A 21,059-nucleotide genomic window follows, 5' to 3' on the forward strand; every position below is an offset into this window, starting at 1 on the left:
GCGATCCGCGACTCGACGTTCGGCACCGCCGTGCGGGAGGCAACCGACCGCTTCGATGAGCGGAATCACACCCTCGGTTCAGCGATCTCGTGGCGAATGCACGAGACTGACCCGCCGACCAGCTGTTGCCCTGCGGAAAGCCGTAAATAGCGGGCTCACCTGCAACAACACCCGCAGCACCGGCCGCTCCCGCGCGCCGTCCGGTGAACAACAAACGACGACAACCCCGGGTACCGTGGACAACTGGCCAGCATGGCGTTTGCCCTTTGGTAACCCAGCTATGACACAACAACAGGAAAGTGTGAGGCAGGTCGATGGGAGGTGCACAGAGCACCATGCTCGAGACAGAGGTCGACGCGCCGGCGCGTCCGTTGTCGCGCGGCGATCACGCGCCGGCGGCCAGGACGCTGGTCGACATCCTCACCGCGACGGCGCTCGCGCACCCCGATGCCCCCGCCATCGATGACGGCCGAGTCGTGCTGTCCTACCTGGAGCTGGTCGTCGAGATCGAGAAGACCATGGCTCGCCTCGCCACGGCGGGCGTGCGGCCGGGCGACCGGGTCGGCGTGCGCATGCCCTCGGGCACCCGCGAGCTCTACGTCACCATTCTCGCCATCCTGTACTCCGGCGCCGCCTACGTGCCGGTCGACGCCGACGACCCGGACGAGCGCGCCCAACTGGTCTTCGGGGAGGCGCAGGTCACCGCGATCGTGACCGCGCAAGGCATCGAGACCACCGCCGCGGGCATCCGCGCGGCGGAGCGACAGCGCGAGGAGACCTGGTCGACGCTGCCCGGCCCCGGCGACGACGCCTGGATCATCTTCACCTCCGGTTCCACCGGAACCCCGAAAGGCGTGGCGGTCACTCATCGCAACGCCGCCGCCTTCGTCGACGCCGAAGCGGACCTGTTCCTCCGCGACGCTCCGATCGGTCCCGGTGACCGGGTACTCGCGGGTCTGTCGGTCGCGTTCGACGCCTCCTGCGAGGAGATGTGGCTGGCCTGGCGCAACGGCGCCTGCCTGGTGCCCGCCCCACGCGATCTGGTGCGCACCGGAGCCGATCTCGGTCCCTGGCTGGTGCGGCGGGAGATCAGCGTGGTCTCGACCGTACCGACCCTGGCGGCGACCTGGCCGGTCGAGGCGCTGGAGGCGGTGCGCCTGCTCATCTTCGGCGGCGAGGCCGTGCCACCGGAACTCGCCGAACGCCTTGCGGGCAACGGTGATTCGGCTCGCGAGGTATGGAACACCTACGGCCCCACGGAAGCGACGGTCGTCGCGTGCGCCGCGCGCTTGGACGGCCGGTGGCCGATCCGGATCGGACTGCCGCTCAACGGCTGGGATCTGGTCGTGGTGGATCCAGCGGGCAATCCGGTGGCCGAGGGCGAATCCGGTGAATTGGTGATCGGCGGAGTCGGTCTCGCGCGCTACCTCGACCCGGTCAAGGACGCCGAGAAGTACGCCCCGCTGAACTCCGTCGGCTGGGAGCGCGCCTACCGCAGCGGCGATCTGGTCCGCAACGACAGCGCTGGGCTGATCTTCCTCGGCCGCGCCGATGATCAGATCAAGCTGGGCGGTCGGCGCATCGAACTCGGCGAGATAGACAACGCTCTCCAGCACCTCCCGGGCGTCACGGGCGCCGCGGCGGCCATCCGAACCACGAAGGCGGGCAACAAGCTCCTGGTCGGCTATGTGACCGGGCCGGGGGCGGACTTCGATGCCAAGGCCGCGCGAGCCGCCCTCGCCGGACAACTCCCGGCGCCGCTGGTGCCCAGGCTCGCGGTGGTCGACGAGCTGCCCACCCGCACCTCCGGCAAGGTCGACCGGGACGCGCTGCCCTGGCCGCTGCCCAATGCCGCCGAGGACGACGACGACAACGACCTGACCGGCACCGCCCAGTGGGTTGCGGGGCTGTGGGATTCCATCCTCGGCGCGGAGGTCGGCGATCTCGACGCGGACTTCTTCGATCTGGGCGGCGGCTCGCTCGCGGCGGCGCAACTGGTCACCGCGCTGCGCGAACGGTATCCGCAGATCACGGTCGCCGATGTCTACGACCATCCCCGCCTCGGCGCGCTCGCCGACCTGCTGGAGCAGACCACGCCCGCGGTGGCGGTCGCCGAGCGGACGGTGCGACCGACGCCACCGATGGCGCAAGCGGCGCAGGTGCTCGCCACCATCCCCCTCACCACCCTCACCGGGCTGCAGTGGCTCACCTGGCTGGCGATCGTCGGCAACATCGCGGCCTGGTCCGGCTCGCTGCCCTGGCTGCCCCAGCTGTCCTGGTGGTGGACGCTGGTCGCGTTCGCGCTGTTCATCTCCCCACCCGGCCGCATGGCCATCTGCGTGGCAGGCGCGCGCCTGCTGCTGCGTGGCATCCGCCCCGGCCGTTATCCGCGCGGCGGATCGGTGCACCTGCGCTTGTGGGCGGCCGTCCGCCTCTCCGCGGCCAGCGGCGCCGAGAACCTCTCCGGTGCGCCGTGGATGGTGCCGTTCGCTCGCGCGCTGGGTGCGAAGATCGGCAAGGGCGTCGACCTGCACAGTCTCCCGCCGGTGACCGGCATGCTCGAACTCGGCGACGGTTGCAGCGTGGAACCGGAGGTCGACCTGTCCGGTTACTGGATCGACGGCGACGTGGTGCATCTCGGTCCGATCGCCATCGGCCCCGGCGCGGTGGTCGGCTCGCGCTCGATCTTGTTGCCGGGCACGAAGATCGGCAGGAACGCCGAGGTGGCGCCCGGCTCCGCGGTATCGGGCAAGGTGAAGGCCGACCAGGAGTGGGCCGGTTCGCCTGCGGTGAAGGTCGGCAAGGCCCAGCACCGCTGGCCGTCGCACCGGCCCGACCGAGCCCGGCACTGGGTCGGCGTCTTCGGCATCACCTCGATGGCCTTGGCCGCCATGCCGATTCTCGGTATCGGCGCGGGTGGCGTGTTCATCGCGTGGTTCGTTCGCGACACCCGCACGCTCGCCGACGGCGTCGCGCGGGCGTTCACCGTCCTGCCCCTCGCGACCCTGCTCAGCCTGGGCGTGTACGCCGCGGCGACCATCGTCGCGGTCCGGCTGCTGAGCATCGGTCTCACCGAGGGCTACCACCCGGTGCGCAGCCGCGTCGGCTGGCAGGCCTGGGCCACCGAGCGGCTGCTGGATTCCGCGCGCACCTTCCTGTTCCCGCTGTACGCCGGCCTGCTCACGCCGCTGTGGCTGCGCTCGCTCGGGGCGAAGGTGGGCAAGAGCGTCGAGGCGTCCACGGTACTGCTGCTGCCCAAGTTCACCACCGTCGCCGACGGGGCGTTCCTGGCGGACGACACCATGATCGCCGGGTACGAACTCGGCGGCGGCTGGCTGCGCATCGGTGAGGCGAAGGTCGGCAAGCGCGCTTTCCTCGGCAACTCCGGGATGACCGCGCCCGGCCGCCGGGTGCCGAAGAACGGCCTGGTCGCGGTGCTGTCGGCGGCGCCGTCCAAGGCGAAGGCCGGCTCGTCCTGGCTGGGCAGCCCGCCGGTGCGGCTGCGCCGCGCCGCGGAGAGCGCCGACACCGCGCGGACCTTCGACCCGCCGTTACGCCTGCGCGTCGCCAGGGGCCTCGTCGAAACCTGCCGCTTGTTCCCTGTCCTGGTGACCTTCGCGATCGGCCTCGGCGTGCTGTTCACCCTGGCCTGGCTCGCGCGAACTTTCGGCCACCTCACCGCCGGACTGCTCAGCGGGCTGGTGCTGCTGGCGGCGGGCGCCGTCGCCGGAGCGAGCGCGGTGGCCGCCAAATGGTTGCTGGTGGGACGAATCCGCAGCGAGGAGCATCCGCTGTGGAGCTCGTTCGTCTGGCGTAACGAGGTCTCCGACACGTTCGTGGAAACGGTTGCCGCACCGTGGTTCGCGCGCGCGGCGACCGGGACGCCCGTCCTGAACCTCTGGCTTCGCGGCCTCGGCGCCCGCATCGGCCGCGGGGTATGGTGCGAGTCCTACTGGCTACCGGAGGCGGATCTGGTGACTCTCGGCGACGGCGCGACCGTGGAACGCGGCTGTGTGGTGCAGACCCACCTGTTCCACGACCGGATCATGGCCATGGACACCGTCACCCTCGGTGCGGGCGCCACCCTCGGACCGCACTGCGTGGCGTTGCCCGCCTCCGCGATCGGCGACGGCGCGACCGTCGGCCCGGCCTCTCTGGTCATGCGCGGTGACGCGGTGCCCGCCTCGACGCGCTGGTGGGGCAACCCGATCGCGCCCTGGTTCACGGGCGACCCCGGGGCGAGCTGATGGCGGGCAAGTTCTACGAAGCCCCCATCGACGAGTACCTACCGCAGAACGGCAACCGGGGGTATCGGGTGTCCCGATACGAACTCGATCTGGCCTACCGGGTGGCCGCCAACCGGCTCACCGCGCGCGCCGCGATCACCGCGGTGACCACCGAGGCGCGGCCCCGGTTCGCCCTCGATCTCGCTCAGGGGCTGAGCGTCTCGAAGGTGTTCGTCAACGGGGTCAAGGCCGCGAAATTCGCCCACCAGCACGGCAAACTGGTGGTCACGCCGCAACAGCGGATCCCCGCGGGCGGCGTGCTCGCGCTGGTGGTGCAGTACGGCGGCACCCCGAGACCGGTGCGCGGGCCGTGGGGCGAAGTCGGCTGGGAGGAGCTCACCGAAGGCGCGCTCGTGGCCAGCCAGCCCAACGGCGCCGCGTCCTGGTTCCCGTGCGACGACCACCCGAGTTCCAAAGCGACCTACCGGATCTCGATCACCACCGATTCGCCGTACTACGCGGTGGCGAACGGGACTTTGCTGCGCAAGCAGACCAAGTCCAGTCAGACCACGTGGGTGTACGAGCAGCCCGAACCGATGTCGAGCTACTTGGCCACCGTCCAGATCGGTCACTATCGCAAGCACCGCATCGGCTCCTCGCACTCCCCGGTACCGATGCAGGCCGTCCTCCCGCCGCGACTGCGCACCGCTTTCGACTACGATTTCGCGCGTCAGCCGATGATGCTGGAAGTCTTCAGCGAGAAATTCGGCCCGTACCCGTTCGAGGACTACACCGTGGTCGTCACCGACGACGAGCTGGAGATTCCGATCGAGGCGCAGGGCATCTCGATCTTCGGAGCCAACCACTGCGACGGCCGCCGCGGCGCCGAACGGCTGGTCGCGCACGAACTGGCCCACCAGTGGTTCGGCAACAGCCTGACCATCCGGCAGTGGCGTGACATCTGGCTGCACGAGGGCTTCGCCTGTTACGCGGAATGGATCTGGTCGGAGGCCGCGGGCGGGCCAACCGCCGATCAGCTGGCCCGCGCGGCACGGCACAATCTTTCCCGCGAGCCGCAGGACATCGTCATCGGCGATCCGGGACCGCAGCGCATGTTCGACGATCGCGTCTACAAACGGGGCGCGCTCACCCTGCACGCCCTGCGCTTGGAACTGGGCGACTCGACGTTCTTCGACTTACTGCGCGAGTGGACCATTCGCTACCGCCACTCGTCGGTGACCACCGAGGAATTCACCGATCTGGCGGGGCACTACAGCCTGGTGCCGCTGCGTCCCCTGTGGGAAAGCTGGTTGCTCGCCGAGCGGCTGCCGCAGTTACCGCCCTATGGCGGCGCGTCGACGGCCTGATCAGAACACGAGATAACGTGTGGCGAGTTCTTCGACGAGCGGATCGTCCTCCGAGACGTTGGCCAGCGCGTCCAGATCGGTTTCCACGGCGATCTGGCGGGGGTCGTCGTGCTCGGTGTCCCGCGGATCTTCGACGAGCTGGCGCAGCAACTTCTGCCGCACCCGGGTCTTCAGCGAATCGTTCATACCTCGGGGTGCCCGCATACCGGCTTGTTACACCGGTGTGAACAGGGTTCCCCACGGCGTATTGCGCACCACGGTGTAGATCGCGAGCAATGCGAAGAAGGTCCACATGGTGGTCTTGCTGATCGAGGGCAGCCGCATCTTCTGGCCACGCCAAGCCCGGACGGTCCAGTCCGTCACCCACACAGCGAACGCGAGAATCAGCGGAATCGCGAGCAAGTTGCTGTGCAGGGCGTCGAGGACCTGCCCGTCGGTGAGATTGTGCACGGCGCGCATCCCCCCGCAACCCGGGCAGTACCAGCCGGTCAGCGCGTATACCGGGCAGGTGCCGTAGGAGCCTTCGACGTGGGGATCACGCAGGTGCAGCAGCACGCCGACACCCACTCCGACGCCCGCCACGAGCAGGGGAACAGCCGCCCCGCGCCACCCGGTCCTCGGCTCGGTTCCCGGGTCCGCCGCGGGGCCGGAGGAAGTATGCGCGATGTCCACGAACTCAACCGTAACCGGGCGGTGAGCGGGGACGCCACAGCAGCGCGGCGCTACTTCGACTGCGCGAACCGCAGCACGTTGCCGGACGGGTCGGCCAACTCGAACCCCGGCCCGCCCGGCCCGAAACGCTCGGTTCATCGCGGGCGATGTTTTGGGTAGGAATGATCTTTAGCCCGACCGAATCCGGGGTACACCCTGGTACAAGCCAGGACATCCCGTCATACAGCGCTAGCACTAGCAAGCACTCTGCTTGCACTGTACGGTGACGGTGGACACAAAGGAGTGCTCGATGCTGGTGAAGTCGATGAGGACGCTGGCGGACGCGTACGACGGTGCGCTGACCGCCGACTACCGTGCCGGACTGCGGTCCCGCACCTTCCGGACGGCGTCGTTGAACGCCCCCACCGCCCGCCACGCGGTTATCCCGGTCACCACCAAGGACGGCGCTCGCCTGCGCGTACACGCCTACGGTCCGGCCGAGGGCGATGTCATCGTCCTCATCCACGGCTGGAGTTGCAGCATCGAGTACTGGAACCCGCAGATCAACGCGTTCGCCGACCGGTACCGCGTGGTCTGCTACGACCAGCGCGGCCACGGCGCCAGTGAGCTCGGCAAGGCCGCCCCCAGCAAAGAATCGCTGGCCGACGATCTGTCGGCCATTCTGGACGCCACCCTCCGGCCAGGGCAGCGCGCCGTGCTGGTCGGCCACAGCATGGGCGGAATAACCATTCAGGCCTGGGCCGCTCGCCATCCGGAACAGGTCCGTAAGCAGGCCGCCGCCGCCGTCCTGTTGAACAGCTCCTCGGGCAACATCCGCTACGACACCGACTTGCTTCCGCTGCTGAACAAGCCGCTCACCCTGGCGGATCGGCCGATCACCGTGCTCGGGGCCACCGTGCGGATGCCGATGATCGTCGCGGAGACTCTGCTCACCGCGCCGGTCCCGTTGCCGGGGGGTTGGCCGGCCAGCGCGCTGCTCAAGGCGCGCGTGATGACCCCGCACGCGACCGCGGATCAGGTGGAATTCGCGCTGGGCATCGTGCGGTCGTGCCGACCGCTCACCCGCGGCAGGCACGCCGCCGCGCTCGCCGACATGGATCTCGCCGAAGCCGCCGCGTCCCTCACCGTGCCCACCACGGTGATCGCCGGCGCGCACGACCGCTTGCTGCCCGAACGCATGTCGCGCCGCATCGCCGACGCGCTCGCCGAGACCGGCCACCTGGCCGCGTACCACGTGTGGCCCACCGGCCACCTGGGCAATATCGAAGCCGCCGACCGCTTCAACGCGGAATTGGCGGCCATCGCCGAGCGCGCCCACCTGCGCTCCGCAGTCGCCGGCTGACCCCGGAGACCGTTCTCCTGGGCCGGTCAACGGCGCCCGGTCCAGGACAACGGTCCGCAACGCCGCCGCCACCGGGAGATTCCAGCGCTTTCAGTTCGAATAACACTCCATCAACCCGCCTGCCGTTAACATGCAGCCAGTCCCTGTCGACACAGCAGACAGACAGTTCGGTTCCGGCGAAGGGAGCATCGGTGAAAGTCCGGCACGGCCTAGCAGTCCTGGCTCTGGCCATCGGCGCAGTCGCGGTGACCACCCCGGCGGCCTCCGCCCTCCCCCGTGGCGTCCCAGCGGCACGAACGCTCTGCGGCGGCGGCGGTGCCGGTATCGGCATGATCACGGCCCACTACGACCCCGACCGCAACTCCTCCGGTACTCCCACGCTCTGGATCCGTCCGGAGTTCGTCTTCACGCCCGACCGGCCCGGCGGCGCCTGCGGCGTAGAGGTCACGGTGTCGTGGCAGAACTCCGACACCGGCGTGCTGGGCACCCTTCCCACGTTCTGGGTCGCCGACGACACACCGACCAAAGAGAATGTCGCCGGTGCGTGGGTGCCGCTCGGCCTCCCCTCCGGCCTCGGCCGGGTGGAAGTACTGATCGCGACCAACTTGCCACACGTTCCGGGAAAGGGAGTGTTCGTCGTCACGTAGCAGGGACGGCAGCCGTAGCTCGACGCTTTCGCCCGATGGGCATGTGCCGGACGGCGTACGAGCGGAGAGCGGAAACCGGTGCGGGAATGAAAGCGCGGCGCCAGCCGTAGAACGACATATGAAACTCGACGACGAGGCTCGCGCACTCATCGGGCCCGGTGCCGACGCCACGCTGGTCACGATCAATCCGGACGGCAGCCCACAGGTATCGGTCGTCTGGGTGGCATTGCAGTCGACACCGGACGGCGACGAGCTCGTCACCGCCCACTTGGGCGTCTACCAGAAAATCCGCAACGTCCGCCGTGACCCGCGCGTCGCGGTGACCATCCTCTCCCCGGAACGGGGCGAGGTGATGCGCCCGTATCTGTCGATCATCGGCACCGCGCGCGTCGTGGAGGGCGGCGCACCGGAGTTGCTGAAAGAACTCGCCAAGACCTTGGCCAGTCCGAACGTCACATTTCCGCCCGCGGACGCCCCGCCCGGTTACCTCACCCGTATTCGGATCGAGAAAGTTGGCGGCATCGGTCCCTGGGCTTCCTGAGCTGCGTTCCCGCCGAATCGCTCCGGCCGAGTCCGACCTCAGCCGGAGCGGCGACGCGCCTTCAGTCTACGAACCCATTGCGCGATAGCCGCCACCGCCGAGAACATCGCCGTCGCGCCTGCCAACAGCGCGTCACCGGTGAGCTTCGCGGTCGAGAACTCGACCTTTCGCAGCCCTGGTAGCGGGTATTGCCCGTTGCCCGAAGCCCATCGGATCACGAAGCCGGCCTGCGTCCCGAGGTCGGTGGGAGGGCCGGACCCGATCATGGAGCGCAGTTCCGGCCCCTTTCCGTTGAGATAGACCAGGGTGAAAGCGACGAAAAGCGCCACCGCCACCGCGGAACCCGTCGTCAAACGAGCCAGCGTTTCGGTGCGGGCCCAGAGATTCGCCAACGCGGCGAGCACGGTGAGGAAGATCGCGATGGTGGCGAGAATCGCCCACTTGCCACTGAGATTGGAGTGGGCGGGCGGCTTCTGCGACCAAAGACCCACGAGCGTAGTGCTGATATGGGTTTGGCCGAAGGCATTGCTCCAGATCGTGCCGTCGGGTCCGCCTGTGGTCAGCCACGGCTTGAACAACAGGGTGAAGGTGATGAGGCAGCCCACCGCGGCCAACAGATAACCCGAGTTGTCTCGGAGCAGAGTGACGAGCGGTCGGACCCGCGCCCGCAGTTTCTCCGCGTCGACCCGCCGCTTTCGGCCGCCACCCGTCGCGCGAAGCGGTGAGCCTGCCTGCCGGTTCTGATTCTTGCGTGCCCCCCACGGAGTCGGCTGCACCATATCCGTCATTCCCTGCTCAGTGAATCGATACATGATGAACCGTCAGATATCGGCTCGTTGGATTCTGAAGGTTTACCGATCGTTGCCGGTTCCTGATGGCCCTTCATGTCGGGGGCTTGCGCGCTGTCGCCGCTCACCTCGTCGGGGGCTACGCCGAGAGCCGTTTTCGATGGTTGAGCTATCGACAGTGGATCTGCGATGTCCTCCAAGGACCGGCCTTCGGCGTTCACTCCGAAGAACCAGGCGACCACGCCACCGAAGATCATGAATCCGGCGCCGATGAGGTAACCGACCGTGAGCGGAAACCGGTCGGGACTCGGGTTCTCGGCGCCGCCCACCAGGTGGCCGAAGAGGAACGGGGCGATGACCCCACCCACGCCCTGCGAGATGGCGAAGAAGAACGAGATGGCTTGACCACGCAGTTCCAGCGGGAAGATCTCGCTGACCGTGAGATAAGCGGAGGACGCCCCCGCCGAAGCGAAGAAGAAGATGACACACCAGAAGATGGTCTGCGTGGTTGCGTCGAGAATACCCGCGTTGAACGCCCAAGCGGAGATGAAGAGCAGAAAACCGGACCCCACATAGGTCGCGCAGATCATCTTTCTGCGGCCGATGCTGTCGAAGAGCGGGCCGAGCACCAGAGGGCCGATAAGATTGCCGACCGCGAAGGGGAAGAAATAATAACCCGTGTGGTGGGCCGGCACATTGTAGAAGTTGATCAGCACCAATCCGACGGTAAAGAAGATCGCGTTGTACAGAAACGCCTGTGTGGCCATCATCGTGAAGCCGAGGAAGGAACGGGAAGGATATTTTCCGAAGAAGATCCGACCCATCTGCACATAGGAGAGCCGACCCGCGTCCACGACGTCCAAGGCTTTGCTCTCGTCGACCGGAGGAAGTTCGATTCCTCGACTCCGAACCTGCGCTTCGATCTCGTCGACGGTCCGCTCGGCTTCCTCGGCCCGTCCATGAGTGAGCAGCCAGCGCGGGCTCTCCGGGATGTGCCTGCGCAGGAAGATGATGATCAGCCCGAGGACGGGCCCGATGAAGAAACCGATGCGCCATCCCCAGCCGGTCGGGATGAAACGTTCGTTGAACAGGACCAGGCTGGCCGCCGCTCCCAGAGCCGCGCCGCCCCAATAGGTGCCGTTGATCGCGATGTCGACCCGGCCGCGATACTTGGACGGCATGATCTCGTCGATCGCCGAATTGATCGCCGTGTATTCTCCACCGATTCCCATACCCGCGATGAACCGGAAGAAGTACAGCGACCACGCATTCCACGAGAACCCGGCCAATCCACTGCCGAGGAGATAGATGGCCAAGGTCAGGATGAACAGTTTCTTGCGGCCGAGCCGGTCGGTGAGGCGGCCGAACACGAGTGCGCCGACGACTTGACCGGCCAGGTACCACGACGCCATCGCGCCGACCTGACCGGAGGTCAGATGCAGCGCATCCGCGTCCTGTAGCGGTCCGCCCATGCTGCTGACGATCTGGATTTCGATCCCGTCCAGAATCCAGGAGACGCCCAGACCGACGACGATGAGCCAGTGAAACCTGGTCCACGGAAGCCGGTCCATACGGGCGGGAACCAGACTTCGAACTACCTTGGTTTGCGTTTCTAACATTTGATGATCACCTCGACTCGAGAATTAGCCAGTCCGTCCATGCCCCTGCGTGAGGGTGGCGGGATCAGTCGATATTCACCGCCTCTTCTCGACATCGGCGAGATCTCGGCTCGGACGGGCCTGGCAGCACGCGAAGCCGATGGGTGCGACTCGTCTTGCACGAGCTCATGCCCCGGGCCGGCCTGGCCCGTGCAGGGCGCACAAACTCCCCCCTTCGGCGTCCGGAGCGCGGCGCCGGGCGACGGTGGGCATCCGGGCGCGGAGGCATTGCGCGTGTGCGTCTCCCCATCTGGACTGACGTCCCTCCTCACCGCCCTGAGCGGAACATGGTTACGCCCGGGTTACGCGAATATTGGTTCGCTATGAATTGTGCCACTATTCGACGGCTCATTAAACACATGTGGCCGTTCCCATTTCGGCGAAGTGGCGTTCCAGCAGGTGACGGCTCGGTGACACGGCCGCGCGGATCTACTTGTGCCCCACAAGGAGCCCCCGATCTCGCGGCGGCGCGGTATCCCAGCGCGGGATCAGCGCGTCGTGCTCTGCGAAGGGGGTAGCGCGTGGATTGCGAGAACGGCGGTATCGTCCTCCACTCCGGATCCGAAGGAGTGCAGCAGTTCTCGGATGGCTGCGACGCCACCGGAAGCCGTGACAGGCGCGAGGCCCTGAGCGAAATCGACGAGGGCTTGGTCGCCGTAGCGACCACCGTGGGCCTCCGTACGAGCTTCGGTGAGTCCGTCGGTATAGAGGAGCAAGGTGTCTCCGGCTTCCAGGCGTGCGCTCCTGGTGACGATCTGAGCGTGCGGGATCGCCCCGATGAGCTGACCACCGCGGGTATGCAATTCCTCCACGGCGCCGTGGGAATGCAAGAGCAGGGCCGGCGGGTGCCCGCCACTGGCCAAGGTGATCTCGCAACCCCCGCCATCGGGAGTGGGTTCGATCAGTCCGAAGATGATCGTGCAGAACCGAGGGTTGTGTCCGTGGTAGCGCTCGGTGAGCGCGGTGTTGAGCGTGTCCAGTACTTCGGCCGGATCGCGGGTGTAGGCGGTGGCCGTGCGCAGGGTGTATCGGGCCAGGGATGTGAGGGCAGCGGCGGGAGCGCCTTTGCCGCAGACATCGCCCAGGAACATTCCCCAGATGTCCGTGGAGATGGGGAACAGATCGTAGAAGTCGCCGCCGACCTCGTCGGCCGAGGCGATGTGGTAGTACGCGGCGACCTCGAGACCGGGGACCTGCGGCAGTTCAGGTGGTAGCAGTGTGGTCTGCAAAGTGGCGTTCAGACGCTGGAGGCGCTCGCGCTCCTGCTCGGCCTCGCGCCGTGCCCGCAGCAGTTCGGTCTCGTACGCGCGGCGCTCGCGGGCATCGAAGACGGTGGTACGAATCAGCAGCGGCTGTCCGTGGCTGCCGGTCTTGACGATGGAGGTCACCAGCACGGGTAGTCGTCGCCCATCGGCGGCCTTCATCTCCAGGGCGATGCCGCGGACTTCGCCTTGCATCCGAAGCAGGGGAGCGAAATGCGTCTCGTGGTAGAGGCGACCTCCCGCGGTGAGCAGGTCGGAGAACTGTTTACGGCCGACCAGTTCCTCGCGCCGATAGCCCAGCCAGCCGAGCAGTGTGGCATTCACTTTGGCGAGGCGGCCGTCCAGCGTGGTGGACAGGTATCCGCAGGGCGCGTGTTCGTACAGGTCCTCGACGCTGTCCTCGAGCAACGCGGCGAACGCCGCGTCGTCATCGTGTCCGGCTTCGAGGTCTCCGCGATTCCTGCCACAGTCTCGGCCGCCCGCCGCGCTGGTCATCCGGTCTCGCGGGCGAAGGCGGCGATGGCGGCGGCGGTCTCCGCCGGTGAACTGAGCTGAGGGCAGTGGCCGGTCGCCGTCAGGGTGACCAGTCGGCTGCCTGCGATTTGTTCGTGCACGAAGGAGCCGACCTCGAGCGGGGCGATGGCGTCGTCGGAGCACTGCAGAACCAAGGTGGGTACGGTCACCGCGGAGAGGTCGGCCCGATTGTCCGACAGGAACGTCACACGGGCGAAGACGCGCGCGATCTCCGGATCGGTGCGGCAGAAACTGTTGGTGAGTTCCTCGGCCAATTCCGGACGTTCCGGGTTGCCCATGATGACGGGCGCCATCGCACCCGACCAGCCCAGATAGTTCGAATCGAGCGCCTCCAGGAGTTCCTCGATGTCGTCGGCGCTGAAACCACCCCGGTACCCGGTGGCCGGATCGTCGATAAAGCACGGCGAGGGAGCCAGCAATACGAGTCCGGCGAACGCCGCGGGCTCGCGTGCGGCGGCGAGCACGCCCATCGTCGCACTCACCGAATGCCCGACGAAGACCACCGGCCCCAGCGCCAGGTCGCGAATAACCGCGAGCACATCCTCGACGTAGCCGTCCATACTGGAGTATCGCCGCGCGCTCCACGCCGACAGATCCGAGCGGCCCGCGCCGACATGATCGAACACCACGACGGTGAAATCACGCTCCAGGGTCGGTACGACCAGCCGCCACATGTTCTGGTCGCACCCGAAGCCATGAGCGAGTACGACCACCGGCGCGCCGGTCTTGCCGCTCACAGTCACATGATTCCTGGCCAATACCTCCATATACACACCCTCGCAGAAAATTTGTCCGGATGCTCACCCATCGGCCGGTTCTGCCTGTCCCGGACGGTAGGGCGACTCGGAGTGCGCGGCCCGGTACGGGGCTGGTCACCGCATCCGCGTCGATTCAAGGGTGCGGGCGGCGTGCGGCAGGATTGCACTCACCATGACCGACAACGAGGTTTCCTCACCTACCAGCCGACGGTGGCACATCGGGCGGCTGGCGCTGTTCGCCGTGGTCCTGTTCGGCATGTTCTATCTCGTCGCCGTCGCACGGGTGATCGACCTCGCCGAGGTGCGCGGCATGATCGCGGCGACGGGGCCGGCGGCGCCGTTGGTCTACGTGGCGGCATCGGCTGTACTCGGCGCGATCTTCGTCCCGGGCCCGTTGCTGGCCGGTGCGAGCGGCCTGCTGTTCGGGCCGCTGACCGGGACGTTCGTGACGCTGGGCGCGGCGGTGGGCACCGCGACCATCACCAACCTCCTCGGACGGCGGGCGGGCCGCGATAGTGCGCGCGAGTTGCTCGGCAGCGAGCGCGCCGATCGCATCGACGCACGGATCGAACGGCGTGGCCTGTGGGCCGTCGTCGGCCAGCGCTTCGTCCCCGGCATCTCGGATGCGCTGGCGTCATACGTTTTCGGCACGTTCGGAGTCCCGTTGTGGCAGATGATCGTCGGCTCGTTCATCGGATCCGCACCACGCGCATTCGTCTATACCGCGCTCGGCGCGTCGATAGGTGAGCTTTCGGCGCCTCTCGCCTACACCGCGATCGCCGTGTGGTGCGTCACCGCCATCATCGGAGCCTTTGCCGCGCATCGCGGATACCGGAACTGGCGTGGCCATGGTGCACGCCCAGAGCTCGAAGCGGCGCCGGATCGTGGCCCGGAATCCGGCGAATGAATTGGCTTTGCGTCACCCCACGATTGTGTATCCACATTTCGCGAATCTTCAACATGACTAGGATGCGGGAGTGCTGTCCGAGGAGGAATTGCTCCAGGTATTTCAGGCGTTGTCGAACCCGTCGCGACGCCAGATCTTGGTCTGGTTGAAAGATCCGATGAGCTTTCCCGGCCAAGAGCCGGAGGATGTCGAGATCGGTGTGTGCGTCAGCGACATCCAGCGACGTATCGGTTTGAGCCCGTCGACCACCTCGCAGTATCTGACCCTGCTGCGCCAGGCGGGTCTCGTGACCGCCACACGTCGTGGCAAGTGGACCTACTACCGCCGGGACGAGGACCGGATCGCCCTCCTGCTGCGCACCCTCGGCGAAGTGTTCTAGGCAACGGCTCGACCTGTGATTGAAGATCCCACGATCCGGGTAGGCCCGGATCGAACACTTGTTCTGTCCAACGGGAGGAGCGGTGATGGTGCAGCCGAAGCCGGAGAAGGATCCGGACCAGTGGACCACCGGCGACGAGCCGATGACCGGCCCGCAGGAGTCCTATCTGCATACCCTGGCCCAGGAGGCGGGCGAGGAGGTGCCGAAGGGGCTGACCAAGGCGGAGGCATCGCAGCTGATCGATGAACTCCAGCAGCGCACCGGCCGCGGCGCCTGACCGGCCCCGGCTGGGCAGCTCGCTGACAGACCCTTTGCGGACCCATCAACCGGAGCTCTTCGAACCCACAGAATGGTCATTCATGGGCGCCGACGGCAGCGGCTGGGTCGATTTCGGTCAGCGAGGTGTAGGCGACGATGTTGGATCGGTAGCTTCGGGTCTCGTGGTCGAACTCACCGCCGCAGGTGACCAACTGCAATGCGCTGTGGCCATGCGATCCATACACTTCTTGGGCCGGGAACTCCGTCTTCGGGTACGTCTCGACCTTGGTGACGGCGAAACGTGCTGTCCGTCCGTCACTCGAACTCACCTCGACCTCAGCGCCTGCTTCCAAAGATCGAAGCCGGTGGAACACAGCCGGACCGTCGAAGGAATCGGCGTGACCCAGGATCACCGCCGAACCCGGCTGGCCGGGTGATGGCCCAAACTTGCACCACCCTGGCTTCTGGAAATCGACGGGTACCTCGACGGTTCGTCGGGATTGTTGTCCTAGCGTGCGCCAACACCGCGAAGGACGTCGCGGTCCCCAATCCAACCGGGGGCTGCGCGGCCGACGCGACTCCGCCCCAAATCGCCAGTGTGGCGACGGTCCCCGCAGCCGTTACCACCAATAGCCAACGACGTACCGGACCGGACCTCCACGCACATAATGCATCAGTGATGCACGAAACAACCCCTCACATCGAACATCCCGGCTGACTGAATAAACCCCTGAAATACCGTGGTGACAACAATCACATACCACTCCTTCGCGGCCTGCTCGCGCCGTATGCGCGGAAACGCGCTCGCGCGGTACTGAGGGGGCGGGAACGCAGCAATGCGTTCCCGCTATCCGAAGATCTCCGGGACGGCACGTTCGACCCAGATTCCTGAACCGAGGCAACAGATCGATGGGCCACCCGAATACCGAACAACCGGGTGCTGCCGACTCAGTTCGTGTGCGGGTGGTTCTTGTGCGGGCGCCTGATGGAGTCGCCACCTTTTGTCTCGTGCAACCGGCCGAACCGGCTGGCGAGCAGATGCGCCATGCTCTCGGCCGCGCCCCGGCAGGCGTCATCGATCGTCGCGGCGTTGTGGGTCACCGCGACCGGCTGCTGACCGGTTGGACGAGCCTGCAGCACGCATCGCTTGTCGTCCGGTCCGCCTTTGCCCGCGTTCTGGTCACTGAGGTGGGCTTCCACGCTTATGATCTGGTCGCTGAAGCGCTCGAGCGTCGAGGCGATCTCCTCCTCGACGTGCCGGATCAGCTTTTCGCCGCTGTCGATGTTGCTGTCGGTGTTGACCTGAATCTGCATGTGCGCATCCATTCCGGTAGGTGGCAACTGTTACTCGGACGGAACCGGATGATGTTCGTCATCGACTCCGCCGCCGAAGCTCGCATCGTCTATACCCCGTTATTCACCGTAATCCCCGATGATCATCGGACTGAGCGGTCTGGGTGCCCCACTGTTGACAAATGACCTGACTCCTGTGCTTTCAAGGAGGTCCGACCGACCCGCGTCGGCTGCGCGCGCGGACCGGACTCCTCCGCAGGGTCGTGCATCAACGCTCGTGTCGTGGATACGGCAGCCGACGTGCCGTTTCTCGTGCAGCGCGACGCATGCCCTCAGCGACGTGCGGTAGGAGTCGACCCGCACCGCTCACCCCCGACAGCGACGCCCTCGACCCGCTCGTGTTGTGAAACGATCATCGACTACCTGCGCGGCCGCCGAGATCCGCATCGGCGCCGACCGCCGCGCCGAGATACTTCTCACCGACAAGCGTCCACCGATCGAGCAACTCGTCCTTGTCAAGCCCCTCATCACGCGGCAAACTATACCGCCACCACCAGAGCTACCAAGCAGTTACGGCTCATGTGTAGGATGACGCGATTCTTACCGGCACCTGGTTTCGATCGTGAATCCGGGCAGCAGTCGGTCGTGTATCGCGACATCAGTTGGTGGAGTGGGGTTTTTGTGCGCGCGAATTTCGCCACTGTTGTTGCGGCAGGGCCTCGCGCGAACCTCGCGCCGACCATCGAGCAGGGAACCGTACGATGGACCACACATCGCCCACGCTGTGCTCGGCAGGGTATTCCGCACCCACGTCGGCATATTCGTAAGGGTCAGCGTCGTCGACAACGAAGACCCTCATAACCGGATTCGGTGACCCGGCACCTGTGAATGTTCGTGGTCACCGCGTCGTTGTCCGGTTTCGATGCATAGCCCGAACTGGTGATGGTTGGCAGCTAATTCGTTGCATTTCACCCGAGGTGCAAACTCGCCGTGGTCGTTCCACAGGGGCACCCGCACAGTGGACACGTCACCCCAGCTCAAACGGGGCGCCTGCACGTTGATACCGGAGCAGCGCCACGCGCCCTCGTCCACATGGAACGAAAGCTCCGCGAGTCCGTAGCCCCGCAGCATGAGGTCCCGTGCCCTGTCCTCGAGATAGTCCAAACCTCGTGCTTCCCACGCAGCAGGATTTGTGTCCGATCCGGCCCCGGCACTTCGCCACGCGTGGCGAAGTGGACATAGAAATCGAGGTCAGGCATCGACCTCCCTCTCTTGTCATACTGCCCGGCCGCAGACGCCCATCACCGGCTCCTACAGACCCGCCCACGCCTGAACCAACCCACCGGTGACCTTCCCAGCAGGACAGGCCGATCCGACACACCAACTCAGGTGATGTCTGTTTTCGTGGCCATCGGGGCCATACGCCCGGTGCCTGGAGCCGTGATCAACCGGCACCAGAATTTCGCCCGCACACGGCAGCACCCGAAGTAGACGACGGTGCCTGTCGAATCCGGGTGGCAAGGTCACGCCTGATGTCCAGCTTTCCAATAGCTAACGGCGGCAGACGAAAACGGACAAGACCGGACGAAAACGGACTGGGAATGCATTGCCAAAGTACCTCAACTGGAGGACTACCGGTATTAGCGGCCCAACAACGATCAGACCTCTGCTGCTGCGTGAGAGCCCTTTTCACGTTTTCTGAATAGAAGGTAAGAAAATGGCACCTGTCATCACCTCGCTGAATCCGTCTTTCGGCCCTCCAGCGGGTCTCAATTCTGTAATCATCAACGGCTCCGGATTCGCCAATGTCGGCCCATTGACTGTCCGGTTCGGCACGAAGGCAACGACATTCGCCATCAACTCCGATACCCAGATCACGGCCATCGCCCCGCCCGGAACCGGCACGGTGGACGTCACCGTACAGGCACTGCTGGACGGCACGAGCAACCCGATGCCCTACACCTATGGTGGCGGGCTTCCTACTTTGACCAGTATCAATCCGGCTTCGGGATCCGCAGCAGGTGGTACGACGGTCGTGCTGACCGGGACGAACTTCACCGGCGCGACCGCAGTGAGTTTCGGTGGGACACCGGCAACCTCGTTCACGGTCAACTCGCCGACACAGATCACGGCCGTGGCACCTGCCCATGCAGCGGGGACAGTGGCGGTCACCGTCACCACCCCCGGCGGCACCACCAACGGGGTCCCGTTCACCTATGTCGCGGTGCCCACCCTCATCGGCATCACTCCGAACTCGGGGCCGCCCAGCGGTGGGACAGTGGTCGTGCTCACCGGGACAGGCTTGACCGGAGCCACCGCAGTGAGTTTCGGGGGAACACCGGCGACCTTGTTCGCCGTCAACTCCGACAACCAGATCACCGTCCTCACCCCAGCCCATGCAGCCGGAACAGTGGCGGTCACCGTCACCACCCCCGGCGGCACCACCAACGGCGTCCCGTTCACCTACGGTTCGGGTCTGGCGCCGGTCAATTTGGGGACAGCCTCGTCGTTCGCGGTGCTGGGTGCCACGACAGTGACCAACACCGGAGCCACGGCCATCACCGGTGACCTGGGTGTCAGCCCGGGCACCGCAGTGACCGGATTTCCCCCGGGAACGGTGACCGGCGGAGCGATCCATGCCGGGGACGCGGTCGCGGCGCAGGCACGCACCGATCTGCAGGCTGCCTACACCGACGCGGCGGGCCGCACGCCCACCGCTTTCGTGGTCGCCGATCTGGCGGGACAAACCCTGACCTCCGGGGTTTACAAGGCAGTTGGCGGGATCGGCCTCAACGGCACCGTCACCCTCGACGGGCAAGGCAATCCGAACGCGGTGTTCATCTTCCAGGCCGGGACGACACTGATCAGCGGGGCGAACAGCACCGTGAACCTCATCAACGGTGCCACCGCAGACAACGTGTTCTGGCAAGTCGGTAGCTCGGCCACACTGGGCGCCAACACCAACTTCGCCGGCAACATCCTGACCTTCACCTCGGACACGGTGACAACCGGCGCCACCGTGAACGGGAGCGTCTTGGCCCTCAACGGCGCGGTCACCCTGGACACCAACACCATCACGGCAGCCTGAGCCCCGACCCATCGAAAGGATCCCCGACTCCTGTCCGCGCGCCGACGGCGCGCGGACAGGCGCGTAGGCCCTTTGGCGTCACCGCCCGCGGCGAGCCGGTTGTCTACGGTTGTGCCTGTCGTGTTCGGCTGAGGGCTTCGAGCAAATCGGGGTCGGTGACGGCGAGATCTGTCAAGATCAAATGATGGTCGGTACGGGTGGGGACGACAAGGCTCTCGACAGTAGCGAATTCGCGGGTGGAGTACACCTGATCGGGTGAGCCGTCCCACCCGGGAACGGTTTTGGTGCCGGGTGGCAGGGCGGCGCTGAGGCCCATGTCGTCGAAGTGGTCCTTGTACACCACTTCGGGGCGTGCGGTGTTGATGTCGCCGCCGATCACTGTGGGGCCTTTGATCATTGATCGCAGTGTCTCGGCGATCTGTGTGGCGTGCTGTGCGCCTCCGCTGGTTTCGTAGTCGTGTCCGAGGACGCCCAATGGTATGGGGAACGCATTGACGACGGTGATGCCGGAGACTGTCGCGCCTTGGACGTACCGCGGCAGCGGATCGACCGGCTCGCCGAACAGGGTCAGGGGCAGGTCCGGATCCGGATCCGGGATCCGCCGGGCCCATGTTTGCTCGAACGGTAATTTGCTCATGATCGCCATGGACAAGTCTTGGTCGGCGGACATGTGCGATCTGGAGATGACGGTTTCGTGGATGTGCGGGTAACCGAGCGATTTGGCCAGCTCGCGTAGATCCGATCTGGCCCGGCCCACCGACATCTCGTTGAAGGCCCGACTGACCTGCCCCTCCTGGAAGAGCAGGACATCGGGTGGAGGGTGCACACTGTTGAGCACCTTGGCGAAGTAGTCGACGTCGCGCGGGTTGTAGTCCCACATGCCGTGGGACTTGATGGTTTGCAGCCCGGCAACATTCCAGGTCCCGGTACGCAGAGGCCGCCGAGGATTGGTGGCGCTGCTGCTGCCGAAGCCCCGTGCGGCGGCCAGTTCGGGCAGATCCCGCCCCTGGATCGATTCGACCTCGGGCGTAGCTGGGTCGTCCACGGCACGTTTCAACCCCGTGGCGAGCGACTCGTCGGTGGCGATATCTGTTCGCACCACAGACCGCAAACCGTCCGCACCGCTGGAGGGCAGACGCGCCGCTGATGTCGCGGCGTTCGGTATGTGGTCGTTCCTCAGCATGTCGCGCAAGGCTTGCCACGCCCTGCTGATCTTGCTCACACCACAACCTGGTCGATCATGTCACCTATTCGGTAAGGCGGAGTGGTGTGTCACTGTGGCTCATGGCGTTTCGTTGGAGGGTGCGGTAGACCGCGGACCGGGCGATATCGAGCGATT

General features: G+C 66.2%; 18 protein-coding genes. 9 read left to right on the forward strand and 9 right to left on the reverse strand.

The window, feature by feature from the left end; all coding sequences use genetic code 11:
• Positions 1 to 335 precede the first annotated feature (335 nt).
• A complete protein-coding gene (locus GVY39_RS15065) occupies positions 336 to 4,247 on the forward strand; it encodes a Pls/PosA family non-ribosomal peptide synthetase (RefSeq protein WP_159924517.1) in 3,912 nt (1,303 codons plus the stop codon).
• Positions 4,247 to 5,593 carry a M1 family metallopeptidase gene (locus GVY39_RS15070; RefSeq protein ID WP_159924515.1) on the forward strand — a complete coding sequence of 449 codons (1,347 nt, stop codon included), beginning with the start codon at positions 4,247 to 4,249 and terminating at the stop codon, positions 5,591 to 5,593. Before GVY39_RS15065 ends, GVY39_RS15070 begins: the two co-directional genes overlap by 1 nt.
• Here GVY39_RS15070 and GVY39_RS15075 read toward each other — a convergent pair whose 3' ends face one another.
• Together GVY39_RS15075 and GVY39_RS15080 are read right to left on the reverse strand one after the other, a co-directional pair.
• Positions 5,594 to 5,779, reverse strand: a complete 186-nt coding sequence (locus tag GVY39_RS15075; RefSeq protein WP_159924803.1) for a hypothetical protein — start codon at positions 5,777 to 5,779, stop codon at positions 5,594 to 5,596.
• A 27-nt stretch (positions 5,780 to 5,806) separates the two neighbouring features.
• Complete coding sequence (locus GVY39_RS15080; protein WP_223520195.1) at positions 5,807 to 6,265, reverse strand: DUF2752 domain-containing protein; 459 nt, start codon at positions 6,263 to 6,265, stop codon at positions 5,807 to 5,809.
• 289 nt (positions 6,266 to 6,554) lie between these two features.
• Between GVY39_RS15080 and GVY39_RS15085 the strand changes: the two genes are divergently transcribed.
• From GVY39_RS15085 to GVY39_RS15095, 3 genes are all read left to right on the forward strand, one after another.
• A complete protein-coding gene (locus GVY39_RS15085; RefSeq protein ID WP_159924513.1) occupies positions 6,555 to 7,607 on the forward strand; it encodes an alpha/beta fold hydrolase in 1,053 nt (350 codons plus the stop codon).
• A gap of 191 nt (positions 7,608 to 7,798) precedes the next feature.
• Positions 7,799 to 8,254: a hypothetical protein gene (locus tag GVY39_RS15090; protein WP_159924511.1), complete on the forward strand. Its 456-nt coding sequence runs from the start codon at positions 7,799 to 7,801 to the stop codon at positions 8,252 to 8,254.
• Positions 8,255 to 8,372: 118 nt separating this feature from the next.
• Positions 8,373 to 8,795: a PPOX class F420-dependent oxidoreductase gene (locus GVY39_RS15095; RefSeq protein WP_159924509.1), complete on the forward strand. Its 423-nt coding sequence runs from the start codon at positions 8,373 to 8,375 to the stop codon at positions 8,793 to 8,795.
• A 38-nt stretch (positions 8,796 to 8,833) separates the two neighbouring features.
• Here GVY39_RS15095 and GVY39_RS15100 read toward each other — a convergent pair whose 3' ends face one another.
• The 4 genes from GVY39_RS15100 to GVY39_RS15115 form a co-directional block, all read right to left on the reverse strand.
• Positions 8,834 to 9,409, reverse strand: a complete 576-nt coding sequence (locus GVY39_RS15100; RefSeq protein ID WP_159924507.1) for a hypothetical protein — start codon at positions 9,407 to 9,409, stop codon at positions 8,834 to 8,836.
• A gap of 170 nt (positions 9,410 to 9,579) precedes the next feature.
• A complete protein-coding gene (locus GVY39_RS15105; protein ID WP_236565456.1) occupies positions 9,580 to 11,202 on the reverse strand; it encodes an MFS transporter in 1,623 nt (540 codons plus the stop codon).
• A 527-nt stretch (positions 11,203 to 11,729) separates the two neighbouring features.
• Positions 11,730 to 12,998, reverse strand: a complete 1,269-nt coding sequence (locus tag GVY39_RS15110; RefSeq protein WP_159924505.1) for a PP2C family protein-serine/threonine phosphatase — start codon at positions 12,996 to 12,998, stop codon at positions 11,730 to 11,732.
• Positions 12,995 to 13,804: an alpha/beta fold hydrolase gene (locus tag GVY39_RS15115; RefSeq protein WP_159924503.1), complete on the reverse strand. Its 810-nt coding sequence runs from the start codon at positions 13,802 to 13,804 to the stop codon at positions 12,995 to 12,997. Before GVY39_RS15115 ends, GVY39_RS15110 begins: the two co-directional genes overlap by 4 nt.
• Before the next feature lie 163 nt (positions 13,805 to 13,967).
• Here GVY39_RS15115 and GVY39_RS15120 point away from each other — a divergent pair, with 163 nt between their 5' ends.
• The 3 genes from GVY39_RS15120 (at position 13,968) to GVY39_RS15130 (ending at position 15,358) form a co-directional block, all read left to right on the forward strand.
• Entirely contained in the window at positions 13,968 to 14,702 is a 735-nt protein-coding gene (locus tag GVY39_RS15120) for a TVP38/TMEM64 family protein (RefSeq protein ID WP_159924501.1), read from the forward strand.
• A 70-nt stretch (positions 14,703 to 14,772) separates the two neighbouring features.
• The gene (locus tag GVY39_RS15125; RefSeq protein WP_159924499.1) at positions 14,773 to 15,081 is read left to right on the forward strand and encodes a helix-turn-helix transcriptional regulator; all 309 of its coding nucleotides are present in this window, start codon (positions 14,773 to 14,775) and stop codon (positions 15,079 to 15,081) included.
• A gap of 85 nt (positions 15,082 to 15,166) precedes the next feature.
• Positions 15,167 to 15,358, forward strand: coding sequence for a DUF3072 domain-containing protein (locus GVY39_RS15130; protein ID WP_159924497.1), 192 nt, complete (start codon positions 15,167 to 15,169; stop codon positions 15,356 to 15,358).
• Between the two features lie 76 nt (positions 15,359 to 15,434).
• Here the strand turns inward: GVY39_RS15130 and GVY39_RS34370 are convergent, their stop codons facing one another.
• Together GVY39_RS34370 and GVY39_RS15140 are read right to left on the reverse strand one after the other, a co-directional pair.
• Entirely contained in the window at positions 15,435 to 15,893 is a 459-nt protein-coding gene (locus GVY39_RS34370; RefSeq protein ID WP_201295222.1) for a sortase domain-bontaining protein, read from the reverse strand.
• A 394-nt stretch (positions 15,894 to 16,287) separates the two neighbouring features.
• The gene (locus GVY39_RS15140) at positions 16,288 to 16,653 is read right to left on the reverse strand and encodes an HPF/RaiA family ribosome-associated protein (protein ID WP_159924495.1); all 366 of its coding nucleotides are present in this window, start codon (positions 16,651 to 16,653) and stop codon (positions 16,288 to 16,290) included.
• Positions 16,654 to 18,349: 1,696 nt separating this feature from the next.
• On the opposite strand from GVY39_RS15140, the gene GVY39_RS15145 reads away from it, so the two are divergent.
• Complete coding sequence (locus GVY39_RS15145) at positions 18,350 to 19,720, forward strand: ice-binding family protein (RefSeq protein ID WP_159924493.1); 1,371 nt, start codon at positions 18,350 to 18,352, stop codon at positions 19,718 to 19,720.
• 103 nt (positions 19,721 to 19,823) lie between these two features.
• Here GVY39_RS15145 and GVY39_RS15150 read toward each other — a convergent pair whose 3' ends face one another.
• Entirely contained in the window at positions 19,824 to 20,942 is a 1,119-nt protein-coding gene (locus GVY39_RS15150; protein WP_159924491.1) for an endonuclease/exonuclease/phosphatase family protein, read from the reverse strand.
• Positions 20,943 to 21,059 lie beyond the last annotated feature (117 nt).

The organism is Nocardia sp. CY15, from assembly GCF_009829295.1.
Taxonomy (GTDB): Bacteria; Actinomycetota; Actinomycetes; order Mycobacteriales; family Mycobacteriaceae; genus Nocardia; species Nocardia sputi.